The sequence below is a fragment of the Thiofractor thiocamini genome, from assembly GCF_055384375.1.
In genome coordinates this window covers 408,063-420,927 of sequence record NZ_AP042389.1, presented here as the reverse complement: position 1 = coordinate 420,927, position 12,865 = coordinate 408,063, and the positions used below count along the sequence as shown (strand labels likewise).

At 35.3% G+C, this 12,865-nt stretch carries 11 protein-coding genes; 4 read left to right on the top strand and 7 right to left on the bottom strand.

Features of this window, described 5'->3' with window-relative positions:
* Positions 1 to 17 precede the first annotated feature (17 nt).
* On the top strand, positions 18 to 554 hold the full coding sequence (fliL, locus tag ACZ47B_RS02090; RefSeq protein ID WP_464895025.1) for a flagellar basal body-associated protein FliL: 537 nt from the start codon (positions 18 to 20) through the stop codon (positions 552 to 554).
* Positions 555 to 929, top strand: a complete 375-nt coding sequence (gene acpS / locus ACZ47B_RS02085; RefSeq protein ID WP_464895024.1) for a holo-ACP synthase — start codon at positions 555 to 557, stop codon at positions 927 to 929.
* A gap of 8 nt (positions 930 to 937) precedes the next feature.
* On the opposite strand, the gene ACZ47B_RS02080 is transcribed toward acpS, so the two are convergent.
* From ACZ47B_RS02080 to upp, 4 genes are read right to left on the bottom strand one after another with little or no spacing between them, the layout of a single operon-like run.
* The gene (locus tag ACZ47B_RS02080; protein ID WP_464895023.1) at positions 938 to 1,963 is read right to left on the bottom strand and encodes an SAM-dependent methyltransferase; all 1,026 of its coding nucleotides are present in this window, start codon (positions 1,961 to 1,963) and stop codon (positions 938 to 940) included.
* Positions 1,960 to 3,138 (bottom strand): TolC family protein, encoded by a 1,179-nt coding sequence (locus ACZ47B_RS02075; protein ID WP_464895022.1) that lies wholly within the window; start codon positions 3,136 to 3,138, stop codon positions 1,960 to 1,962. Before ACZ47B_RS02075 ends, ACZ47B_RS02080 begins: the two co-directional genes overlap by 4 nt.
* Positions 3,116 to 4,300 (bottom strand): acetylornithine/succinylornithine family transaminase, encoded by a 1,185-nt coding sequence (locus ACZ47B_RS02070; protein WP_464895021.1) that lies wholly within the window; start codon positions 4,298 to 4,300, stop codon positions 3,116 to 3,118. Before ACZ47B_RS02070 ends, ACZ47B_RS02075 begins: the two co-directional genes overlap by 23 nt.
* Before the next feature lie 8 nt (positions 4,301 to 4,308).
* A complete protein-coding gene (upp, locus tag ACZ47B_RS02065) occupies positions 4,309 to 4,947 on the bottom strand; it encodes a uracil phosphoribosyltransferase (protein ID WP_464895020.1) in 639 nt (212 codons plus the stop codon).
* A gap of 112 nt (positions 4,948 to 5,059) precedes the next feature.
* Between upp and ACZ47B_RS02060 the strand changes: the two genes are divergently transcribed.
* Positions 5,060 to 6,328, top strand: a complete 1,269-nt coding sequence (locus ACZ47B_RS02060) for a uracil-xanthine permease family protein (RefSeq protein ID WP_464895019.1) — start codon at positions 5,060 to 5,062, stop codon at positions 6,326 to 6,328.
* 3 nt (positions 6,329 to 6,331) lie between these two features.
* The gene (locus ACZ47B_RS02055) at positions 6,332 to 7,231 is read left to right on the top strand and encodes an AEC family transporter (RefSeq protein ID WP_464895018.1); all 900 of its coding nucleotides are present in this window, start codon (positions 6,332 to 6,334) and stop codon (positions 7,229 to 7,231) included.
* Here ACZ47B_RS02055 and ACZ47B_RS02050 read toward each other — a convergent pair.
* The 3 genes from ACZ47B_RS02050 to ACZ47B_RS02040 are packed head-to-tail and all read right to left on the bottom strand — an operon-like array spanning position 7,220 to position 12,840.
* Complete coding sequence (locus ACZ47B_RS02050; RefSeq protein WP_464895017.1) at positions 7,220 to 9,349, bottom strand: STT3 domain-containing protein; 2,130 nt, start codon at positions 9,347 to 9,349, stop codon at positions 7,220 to 7,222. The two genes, ACZ47B_RS02055 and ACZ47B_RS02050, sit on opposite strands and share 12 nt — an antisense overlap.
* Positions 9,350 to 9,397: 48 nt before the next feature.
* Positions 9,398 to 10,000, bottom strand: a complete 603-nt coding sequence (locus ACZ47B_RS02045) for a lactate utilization protein (RefSeq protein ID WP_464895016.1) — start codon at positions 9,998 to 10,000, stop codon at positions 9,398 to 9,400.
* 14 nt (positions 10,001 to 10,014) lie between these two features.
* Positions 10,015 to 12,840, bottom strand: a complete 2,826-nt coding sequence (locus tag ACZ47B_RS02040; protein ID WP_464895015.1) for an FAD-binding and (Fe-S)-binding domain-containing protein — start codon at positions 12,838 to 12,840, stop codon at positions 10,015 to 10,017.
* Between the last annotated feature and the right edge of the window lie 25 nt (positions 12,841 to 12,865).

Here is a 12,865-nt window from a genome sequence, read left to right as displayed (position 1 = left end):
AACCAAAAGGAATGATAATGGCTGATGAAGAAAAAAACGAAGAAAAAAAAGAGAAGAAATCTGGATCAAGTCTTGTACTTATCATCATAATAGTGCTTTTAGTTCTCATCTTAGTGGGTGGAGGATTGGCTGCGTATTTTTTACTGAGTGACAATTCGGCAAACCAGCCGAATATGCAACAAACTCAACAACAACCCCAATCAAAACAAATGAAAAGAGCTAAAGTATCAAGAAATTCTGATCTTATTGAGATTGGACCTATATATCCGTTGGATCAATTTATAGTTAACCTTCTTAGTGAAGGCGGTACGAAATTTTTAAAGGTAAAGATGGATCTTGAACTAAGCGGCCCTGAACTTACTGCTGAACTTGACAAAAAAAAGCCTCTTATTAGAGATATAGTCATAAGAACACTCTCATCCAAAACTTTTCAGGAAGTCAGCACCAACAGAGGAAAAGAAAAATTAAAAGATGAATTGGTTGATAGGATCAATGCTGTGCTAGCTGACGGACAAGTTAAAAATATCTTTTTTACAGAGTTTGTCGTACAGTAAATGTTGGGGATTGACTTAGTCAAGATAGAGAGATTTGAAAATTTTTATAAAAAATTCGGTAAAAAAGCACTTCTTAGATACCTAAATGAAGATGAGATAGAGTTATCAAAAGGAAAAATTGAAACTCTATCTGGTTTTTATGCTGCAAAAGAGGCTATATCCAAAGCTTTGGGATGTGGCATAGGAAGCGAACTCTCTTTCCATGATATTCGTATCCGTAAAACTTCAAAAAATGCACCCTATTTCACTCTTCCAAAAGATATCGTAAAGAAGTATAGTATCACAGAATCGTCACTCTCAATTACTCATGAAAAAGAGTATGCCGTAGCAGTAGCCTATATAAAGTCAAATAACACAAATCAACTTTGGCATTAGAACAACCTCTAAAACTTTCTAAATATCAAACACTTGAATCTCTCACCCATGAAAGCAGGGTCTATCAGCACTTTTGCTTTATTGAGCTCATTTAGATATGTTTTTTCATCACTGTTTTGTTTCAAAATTTCCAAAAGTTCTATAAGACCAAAATTTACCAAAGTTCTATTTTGAGTTTTATAGGAGATATTTTCTATACCATTTTCACTAAAAGTATCTATCAAGTGAGTAAAATTAACATCATATGTTATGTCGCTCTTTTTAAAGAGAGATTTTAAAGTAATGTCCTCATTTTCAAGTTTTTCATCTTTAGCAAATTTTGTAAGAGAAAAAAATGGATATACTTTGTGTTTGTCATAAATCCTGATAGAAAAATCATTTCTTATGTCTTTTTCACCATAATCAAATGTTACAAATTCAAATCTTTTGATACTTTTAGCCAATTTTGACGCAAACTCTTCATAGCCTACCGCAATCTCACCTTTTTGGATATCATATCTTTTTGCCGTTTTTTTTGCATATGAAGATATATCGGAAAATTTGGCTTCAAAATTCTCGATATAAAGCATTTTGTCATCTTTTACTACTTCGCAGGGAAATGCATCGAAGATTTCGTTTGAAATAATAAAAGCATTTTTTTCATCAATATCATCAAAACTTTTAAAATATTCGAATGTAACAGCATCTCCAAAAGAGTTCTTCATATACTCTTTTTGGATTTTCAGTATATTTTCCTGCTTTTCAAGGATAGCGAACTTTAAAGTTCCAAGAAATTCCGGTTTTAAAGTATAGATAAACTGCACTATATCAGCCAAAAGGTATCCCTGGTGGGCTCCTATCTCAAGTACGGTAGAGTCTTTAGGTAGAAAACCCTCCTCTATGATTTTTACGATTCTGCTCGCTATGCTTCCACCAAAAAAGGATGAAGCGCTTACGGCAGTATAAAAATCCCCCTCTTTTCCTATAGATTTAAAATTTGAGTAATATCCATCATCACCATAAAGCCACTCTTGCATAAAAGAGGAAAACTTCACATATTTCCTTCATGTTCGTATAGTTTGAAAAGTTCTATATCCAAGTCATTTTGATATATCTTTTTATCAAGCTTAGTACTTTGAAGTGAATTTTGCATAGTCTTTACATCATATATGGTTTTTTCTCCGCCGCTATACAAATCTTTTGTGGTTTTAAGAAGTGAAGCATAGAGTTTCTCTTCCTCTTTTGCCAACTCTATCTTTTTTTTATAAAACGATATCTTCTTGACTATGGCTCTATAGAGTTCTTTTTCACTGTTTTTTTTATCGATCAGTTCAAGTTTCGACTTTAAAACCTTCAATTTTTGAAGCTCTATATTTTTTCCTCTGTTTATATCAAACAGTGGCATCGAGACTGACAAACCGTAAGATTTGTAACTGTCATTTTGAACTCTCATATAATTCACTCTGCTCTTGTTATAATTTGCAAAGAGTGATATGGTTGGAAAATAGTTTGAAACAGTCATTTTCTTCAAGTAATCAAGCTGTTTTATATTTGCTTTTGAATTTTTTAGAAAAAGATTGTTTTTTATATATTCATCCAGATTTACAAGTTTCAAATGAGGAAGATGTACACTTTTATAATCAAGCGAGCTTAAAGTATGGAAAGTTTTCAAAAGATCGGCTTTGGTACTTTTCATATCCAAAAGTCCTATCTCGAGCCTGTTTTTACTTAAAATCGCATTGTCCAAAAAGCTGCTGTCAAGCACGCCGTTTAAATACTGCTCTTTTTTTCTCAGTATGTCTATCTTTGCATTTTTTATCAAAAGATTTTGTTTTTGAATATTCAGATCGATATTTTTAAGGTTCAACAGTGTAACAAAGGCGGATTTTATAAGTGCTTTTTCTTTCAAAGAAGTAGACAGCCTTAAAAACTCCCTATTTGCCTTCGCATACTCTATGGCATAATATATACCTCCACTTCTAAATATAGGCTGATTTAAAGATATGCTCCAAATATCACTTGTTTGAGATGGTGAAGTTTGATCAGTTTTTGTATGAGTATAAGAGAGATTTACAGGATTTATCCAATCAAACTCCAAAATATCACTGCTTTTTTTATTTTGTTGTTTTTCATTTTTTAGCATCTTTTTTTGTACGGGTGAAAGAATGTCTTCAGAGTTGGCAAAAGTTACAAAAATTATAACTATACTAAACAATACTCTTAAAAGCACTGTCCAACCTTTCAAAACCGGTATCGATCTCAGCTTTTGTGATAGTAAGCGGCGGTAAAAACCTCAAAGTGTTTCTTCCCGCTTTTAAAACCAATACCTTCTGCTCTGCGGCAGATTTGACTATCTCGTTTAACTTGTCACTGCTTTTTATCCTAAGCCCTCTCATAAGACCAAGTCCCACGGATTTGTCAACCAATTCTTTATACTTTGAAGCGAAACTTTCCAGTTTTTCACTAAAATATATCATGGTTTCATCAAGTCTGCCGCTTACTTTTTCATTTTCAAGTATTTCAAGCACTTTAAGCCCTGCTCTACTTGAGAGATAATTACCACCAAATGTACTTCCGTGATCTCCTGGGGAAAATATATCTTTGAGTTTGGTCATGACCGCCCCTATGGGTACACCTCCACCAAGACCTTTAGCTACTGTGATGATATCTGGGCTTATTTCATAAAGATTTGAGGCAAATAGTTCACCCGTTCTATAAATTCCTGTTTGAACCTCATCAACTATAAAAAGGATGTCTCTTTTTTTCAGTTCACTCTCCAATCTTTTAACTTTTTCCTTATCTTGAGGCTCAACCCCACCTTCTCCCTGGATAAGTTCTATCATTACACCTATGGTCTTATCATCACAAAGAGATATAACTTCATCCATATCGTTTGCATACACAAAACCGTCAGGAAACGGACCAAAAAAGTTGTGCATCTTTTCCTGACCAGTTGCTTTAAGAGAAGTTATGGTTCTTCCGTGAAAAGAGTTCTTTAAAGTTATGATCTTGTATCTTTTTGGCTCTCCGTCGACTTCACCGTATTTTCGTGCGATTTTTATGGCACCTTCGTTCGCCTCCGCTCCACTGTTTGCAAAGAAAACTCTCATATCATATCCGCTTAGCTTTACAAGTCTCTTGGCAAGTTCAGCCTGAGGTTCTATAAGATAAAGGTTTGATATATGAATGATATTTTTGATCTGTTCACACAAAGCATTTGCAAGTATCTCATTGCCGTGTCCCGCACTCACTACTCCTATACCGCTGGTAAAGTCTATATACTCTTCTCCGCTTTTATCAAATAATGTAGCATTTTTTCCTGATTTGAAATTGATATAATTTCTTCCGTAGGTATGCAGTACATATTCTTTGTCTACTCCTTCAAATGTCATCTTATCTCCTAAAGATTTTCATTGTCCTCTGTACCAAATATCCTGTCACCAGCATCTCCGAGTCCCGGGACGATATAACCTTTGTCGTTTAGTTTTTCATCGAGTGCCGCCGCTATGATCTTAATATCCGGGTATTTGTCATTGATCGCTTTTATACCCTCAGGTGCCGCTACAAGACATATGAAAGTTATCTTGGTCACTCCCTTGCTAATTAAAAAGTCTATGGCATTTAGTGCGGAACCTCCTGTTGCAAGCATTGGATCTATGAGCAAAACTCCACTTTTAAGAGCCATCTTTGGTATCTTGTCATAGTAACTTCTAGGTTTTAATGTAACTTCATCTCTGTCCATGCCTAAAAATCCCACTTTGGAGTTTGGCATAAGTTTCATAAACGGATCCAAAAGCCCTAAACCGGCTCTTAGTATCGTAACGAGTATAGGATGTTCCTCTAGTTTTTTTGCTTTTGTTTTGGCTACCGGTGTCGTTATCTCAACATCTTTAAGCTTCAACTCTTTTGTTACTTCATAAACCATCAAAAATCCTATCTCATCAAGAAGCATTTTAAATTCCGGCATACTTCTCTTTTCGTCTCTTAAAAGTGACATTTTATGTTCGATCAAAGGGTGGTTCAATATAACGGCTTTCATATCTTAACTCTCCAAAATTTTTTTTATATTATTCCTAAAATTCTATTACATATTGATAAAAATCTAATAAATGGTATTGTACAATAATATAATTTTTTTAAAAGGAGTTTCTTTGAAGCCGACTGATTACAACTTTAGACTTAAGGATTCCGTTGTAGGTTTGCAATTTTTATTTGTTGCATTTGGCGCATTGGTACTTGTTCCTATCTTAACAGGACTTGATAGCAATGTTGCACTTTTTACTGCTGGTCTTGGAACACTTATCTTCCAGATAGTAAATAGAAAAAATGTTCCTCCTATTTTTCTAGCCTCCTCTTTTGCTTTTATAGCTCCCATTATTTACGGGGTTCAAAAGTGGGGCATACCGGGAACTCTAAGTGGTTTAGCTGCTGCCGGTTTAGTATATGTGGCTCTTAGTTTTGCTATAAGGATAAAAGGAAGCGGTTTTTTACATAAGCTTTTGCCTCCTATTGTAGTAGGTCCCGTTATCATAACCATAGGTCTTATCTTGGCCCCGGTTGCGGTTCATATGGCAAGCGGACAGACAGGAGACGGCAAAATACAACTTGTTCCTTTCGATACGGCTATCATCATCTCTATGGTCTCACTTATAGCTACGATACTTGCCACACTTCTTGGAAAAGGTATGATAAGACTGTTGCCCATACTTATAGGCGTTATAGTTGGATATATTACTGCTTTGCTTTTTGGTATAGTTGACTTTGCTCCTTTTGCAAAAGCACCTTTGTTTGCTGTGCCAAATTTCGTTTTTCCTGAACTCAACTGGGAGGCAGTACTATATATCCTTCCTATTGCCATCGCTCCGGCAGTTGAACATGTTGGTGATATACTCGCCATTTCAAATGTCACCAAAGAGGACTATCTTAAAAATCCCGGACTTGAAAATACACTTCTTGGAGACGGACTTGCCACAAGTGCCGCTTCACTTCTTGGAGGTCCGCCAAATACGACTTACTCTGAAGTAACAGGAGCCGTAACCGTAACAAAAGCTTACAATCCAGCCATCATGACTTGGGCGGCTATATTTGCTATCATTTTAGCATTTTTCGGAAAACTTGGAGGATTTTTACAAACTATTCCGGTACCCGTGATGGGCGGTATACTTCTACTTCTTTTTGGCATCATTGCATCAGTTGGAATGGCAACCTTGGCAAATGCCAAAACGGACCTTAGTTGTCCAAGAAATATGATCATACTCTCTCTTATCCTTGTTTTTGCGATAGGAGGTATGAGTTTCAACTTCGGCGGAGTCGGGTTTAGCGGCATTGGGCTAGGTGCGATCATCGGTATCATACTAAATCTCATACTGCCTCAGCCTAGAAAAGATGAGAGTATAAGTGAAGAGTTCTTAGATATTTGATTAATGCAAAATATCGTTATAATCGCCCTTTTCTTTTTACTAGGGATAGCGTTAAGGGTTTTTAGAGATATAAATATAGCAAAATTTTTAAATCTCGCTATCATTTATATCTCTCTTCCCTCTCTTATACTTTACAAGATACCGACTCTTCATATATCAAGCAATACTCTTACCCCGATAGCCCTACCCTGGATTTTGGCTTTCATACTTCCTTTTATCGTTCTGTTTTTTTCCAAAAAATACAATCTTTCAAAGAAAGAGACAGGAAGCCTGCTTTTGGTTTCAGTACTTGGCAATACATCTTTTTTGGGTGTACCCATGATAGATCTTTTTTATGGAAGTGATTATGTACCTTATGCACTTTTGTATGATCAACTCGGATCATTTCTCATCCTCTCTACCTATGGCTCTATAGTTGTTAGCATATATGGATCAAGTAAAAATATAAATATCAAGGAAATTATAAAAAAGATTGTATTGTTTCCTCCGTTTTTATCTCTTGTATTGGCTTTTTTGCTAAAAGATTTTTGGACAAACGAACTGTTTGAGAGTATATTTTCACCCCTAAGCCTCACACTTGTTCCTTTTGCTTTGATGAGTGTCGGTTATCAACTTCGATTTAGGGTACCAAATGATGAAAGAAAAGCTCTGTTTTTGGCAATTTTCATAAAAAATATCATTTCACCGTTGATGGCACTTTTTATATGTCTGATATTTACGGATATGAATATGATAGCAAAGACAAGCATACTCGAAGCCGGTATGGGACCTATGATAACAGCCGGTATCATGGCCACTCTTGCCGGCTTGAAACCCTCTCTTACAAGTGCCATTGTAGGATATGGCATACTTTTTTCATTTGTTACGCTTCCTCTTTTTTATACCATACTTTCATATCTTTAGCTTATACACCTTCACCAGTGGCGACATTATAACCGGTTTAAAATATTTTTTGTCATAATTTTGAAGTATGAAAAGTTGCACATAAAGAGAGTTGTAAACCGTATCATCCAAAACAAGAAACCTTCTATAGTTTGTCATATAAATCACATTGATATTTGAATTTGGATCTATTTTGTCTACTTTTACATTTAAGATGCCGTTTTTATTATATATCGTCTGAACAAATCTATGCAATTTTACTATCTTGTCTCCAATGATAATCTTTCCTTCTTTTGTCAAAAGCTTTACTCCAGAACCCAAATCGATCAAATCCTTATTTCTATAATATCTTGAACTTTGGAACAAAAAGTGTCCTCTTTTTTTCTTTCCACTCATTAAGTCAAGATTGGAAAAAAGCTCAATAGTCGGATATATGCTTAACATTCTAAAAGGAAGATATATGTAGATATCTCTTGTTTTTTTAGGCAGTTTGATATCGGTTTTCAAAGATTCTAAAAAATCATTCGTATCTTTGAAACCATAATCTTTTGTCATCATTTCTATATTTGAAAAGAGTTTTCTCTTCTCTTCTTTTGTTTTGTTTTTATCTTCGTCTTCTATCTTAAATCTTTTTTCTACATACTCCACATCCAATCTCGCCATTTTTGCCGCAACGTCTTGAGGATGAGTGAGTATGAAACTAAGAGGAAAGTTTACGTCTCCACTATGTTTTCCACCGTCAGCCAAAGTCTTTACATCGGCATAGTATCTTATAGGATAACCGTAATCCCACCAGGATATGACATAATCCTCTCTTTTTGCAATTTTATGAAGTTTTTCCAGTACGGCAACTTCAGATGAGTTAAAAACAGTCGGTACTTTATAGTTGATAATATGTCTGACATTTGGATACAAAACGGCAATCGTAGAAAGAAGCAAAAATGTATGCTTTAGTCTTTTGTCTTTTATAAAATCACTTAATTTGACTATAACATATGCGGCTCCTAGCGCCATAACGGGAACTGCATATATGGTAAATCTAAGCCCACCGACATATGCCATAAACCCTAGACCGAGCATAGGAAGAGCGAAAAGAAAAACCCTATGCCTGTAAGAGAGCCACAAGTACCCAAAAAGTGATATAAAAAACACTACGATACTTCCGCTGATCCTTTTTGCAAAAAGTTCAAAGGGTATATGTCCGGCTTCTCTTATGGTTTGCATTACCGTAAAAAAATGAAGTCCCAAACCTTTATTTTCCTGACTTATGCTTGTTTTAAAGACATAACCCTTCAACTGACTCCAAATAGGAGAAAAACCTCCGCTGGCAAAAACTCCCAATATACCGGCAAAAAAGATATAATATATATACTTATCATACTTTTTATCCTTAAACAAAAGGTATAAAATGACAACAAGGGGCAATCTTATATAAATGCTTGTCATCATCATGGCAAAAAGCATTATAGTTAAAAGTTTGTAAAGGTATATGTTTTTCCTGTCAAATATCAGTATGTAAAATAAAATTAACCCAAAAAACGAAAAATCGAGTGCATAGCTCTGCGGATACCACCATCTATAAACCAATATATCCAGTGCCGCAAAAAGAAGATATCTCTCTTTTCCTGTTTTAAAAGCAAGTATGATACTCCAAAGCAAAAAAGTTGGCAATACGATATTTAGCATATCAGTATCATAGTATCCTATCATAGTCCTGTTATAATAACTCCATGCAATACTTGCAAGAAGTGCCGCGATAAGTCCCATTTCATCTTTTTTTATACTGTTTGCTATCAATATGATAGGTATGACAACCAATGAACCTAAAACTGCACTCATATAAAATATAACACTCTCGAAAGAAAATGGAAGTATCTTTACAAAAATTGCGCTCAGCAATGAAGCTGCACTGTGAACCGGCGAATAATCGTGAGACTGATGAAATCCTGCTAGTATGTCTCTTGCACCCTCTGCCCAAAAATACCCGTCATTCGTATTGATCATGAATTGACCGTTAAATTTAAACGTTGACATATCGGCAAATTGATACACCCATATGAGCCTCATGGCAAATGAAAAAACAAATGCCAAAACTATATACAATATAACTCTTTTTTTCTCGCTCATATCTTTTATCATCGATTATAACCTTTGTAGCTTTATATTTTTGTATTATATCATTTTATATTAAAACCCGAGTGTTTCATCTATGAGTATGATAGTCGTTCTTCCTTTTTTGTCACCATTTATATATGAAAACTTATTGGCTATATTGTTCTCATTGTAACTCGGCTCTTTGCCGTTTGCTATAGCCATTGCGTTTATCCTTTCTATATTTTTTGGAATAGCGACTTCTTTGATGCGTTTAAAACCTTCTTCTACATTTTTCACTATCTTGTTTTTTCCGGCAAATATAAGTACTTTTTTGGGTCCAAATATCTGGGCAGCAACTCTATTGCCACTGCCGTCGGCATTTATCAATTCTCCGTTTATACTCAAAGCATTCGTTCCGGTGATATACAAATCCGACAAAAGCCCCTCTCGTCTTCTTTTTTCATTTTCTTCCATAGTGATACCGGATTCATATTGATTATAGACCCTCACATCATCTCTTTTTAGTACAAAATCCAGCAGACCTATATCTTTTACAGTCGTTGAACCGCCTAGCCCTATGGTTATATCGGGTTTGATATATTTCTTAGCCAATTCAAAAGCTTCAGTTCTGTTTTTCACAAATATAAGCTCCATTGAATTTTTTTCAAAATTTTTTATCATTTCTTCTATCATCATATTTTTCTCATCCTTCATCTTGTACATTCATCTATGAGATAAAATATCGATTCATAATCGATTCCTCCATGTTTGCTAAGTCCCATCTCGCAAGTTATACTTGTGGAGTATCCTTTGTCAGCTCTATCATCAAGATCACTTTTAAGCCATCTTAGAGCAGACGCATTGAGTTCGGGAAAAGTAAATCCCCTGTCTCCGGCAAAACCACAGCATGTAACATTTGGCGGTACTATGACTTCATCACTACACATCTTTGCAAGTTTTACAAACTCATCTTTTAATCCCATTTTTGTTGTTGAGCAGGTGGAATGGATAGCTATAGGTCTGTTCACTTTTTTAAATTTCAACTTATCTGCTAAAAATTTCAAAGTGAATTCTATAGGCTCATATACTTTTATATCTTTTTCAAATCCTAAAACCATCGCTTTTACACAAGGGGAAGTTTCGCAAAGTACAGGATGCTCTCCAAAGTTACTTGCTTCAAAAAGGGCATCTTCAAGTTCTCTTAACTGTTTATTTGCTTCATCTTTGTACCCTTTTGAACTCATAGGTGTTCCACAACACAGTTTTTCTACTTGTTTTGGTATTACTATCTCATATCCGGCTCTGTTTATGAGATTATTGATCACTTCATAGAGTTCAAGTTGTTGATCACTTTTTTTACCGAAAGTCCTGCACAAACATGAGGGAAAATAAACAACTTTTTGAACGGATTTTTTTATCAAAATCCTCTCTTTTTCAAAGTTGGACTTTATAGGAAGATATGGTGTCCATTTTGGAGTTTTACCGTTTGTGATCTCTCTTATAAAATCCATACTCTTTTGCATGAATTTTTCGCCAAAAATACTTTTGGCAAGAGAATTTGCGGCAAGTGCAAATCTTACGGCACTCAAGGTTTTATCATAATGCTCTGCAATTTTTTTAGCTATTTTTTTACTGGTTTGACCAATCTCTTTGGCTCTTAATTTTTTTGTCAAAAGTGCCGTATCTATGCCGACTGGACAAGACAAAGAACAAAGAGAACAGGCTGCACATGTATCTACCCCTTCATACTTGTACAAATCTTTCAACAATTTTGCAGCTTTTTCATCTTTTTCTTCCGTTAAAAGTCTACTTATCTCTCTGTTTGCAACGATTCTTTGTCTTGGAGTAAGAGTTAAAACATTTGAGGGACAATTTGGCTCACAAAAACCGCACTCTATACATTTATCTATAAGCTCGTCACTTGGATATAACGGTTTTAAATTTTTTATACATACCTCACTGTCGTCATTGATAAGAACACCGGGATTTAAGAGATTTTTTGGATCGAATATGGCTTTTATATCCTTCATGATTTCATAAGCTTTTTTACCCCACTCCATCTCTACAAAAGGAGCCATGTTTCTGCCTGTTCCATGTTCGGCTTTCAAACTTCCTTTATAGTCAATCGCCACCATATCGGTGACATCTTTCATAAAATCCCTGTATCTTTCAACCTCTTTGCGTTTTGAGAAATCCTGATTGAAGACAAAATGAAGATTACTGTCAAGTGAATGACCGAATATGATAGCTTCATCATATCCGTACTTTTTAAAAAGTTCCTGGAGTTTCAAAACGGCACTGTCAAGTTTATCCATAGGAAATGCGATATCCTCTATGATACAGGTAGTCCCTGTTTTTCTCATGGAACCAACTGCCGGAAAAAGTCCCTTTCTTACAGCCCAGTATCTTTTGTAAACTTTTTCATCATCGCTGAACTCTATAGGAGTTACTGTTTTCAAGTCATCAAGAAGTTTGGTTATCTCTTTGATTTGTATTTGGAGTTTTTCTTTTGAAGATGCCACGCTATCTACAAGCAATGCTGCCACATTTTCATCAAGTCCTTTTAAAAAATCCATCCCTTTTTTATCTTCGACACTTTTTAAAGCCGCTCTGTCCATAAGTTCAGCTGCCGGCACCATACTCCTTGGCAAAGTTTTAAGCCTTTGGACTGCCCAAGCGGCACTTTTTATATCACAAAAAAGCATCAAAGCGCTGGCCTTTATGGGAGGGTCATCAACAGTATGATATGTGATCTCGTCTATATACCCCAAAGTTCCTTCACTTCCAATCATCAAATGCAAAAGTATATCAACCGGATCTTCATAATCAACCAAAGAGTTTATGGAGTAACCGCAGGTATTTTTAATACTGTATTTTTTTATAATGAGGTTTTTCAACTCTTCGTCTTTGATGATTTTTTCTCTTAAGGACAAAAGTTTTTTGCAGATATCTTTATGGGTTTTTTTAAATTCATCTCTTGATTTTTCCAAAGCGGTATCGAGCATAAAACCGTCTTGCAGGATGATTTTCATACTTTTTACCGTTTTGTAACTGTTTTGATCTATCCCGCAGCACATCCCACTGGCATTGTTTGCAGCGATTCCACCTATCATACATGCATCTATGGAGGCTGGATCAGGTCCAATTTTTTTATGAAATTTTTTAAGATGAAGATTTGCGTATGAGCCTATCACGGAAGGCTCAAGGGTTATGGTATCACCATTTTGTGAAACTTTTACTCCCCTTTTATCTCTTGAAGTGACAACCAGGATGCTATCGGTTATAGCCTGTCCCGAAAGTGAAGTGCCTGCCGCTCTAAAAACTACGGGCAGGGAAAGCTTGTCAGATAAAAAAAGTATCTCTCTTATCTCATCACCACTGTTACAAATGATAACGATTTTTGGTATAAGTTTGTAAAAAGAAGCGTCATGACCGTAGCATATGGTATTTAAAGGGTCGGTATAAATCCTCTTTTTTGGTATGATTTTTGAAATCACTTCATAAAATTCGATGTACTTTTGTGGTAAATGTTGCATATGTATCCTTTGGACTTATCCATAA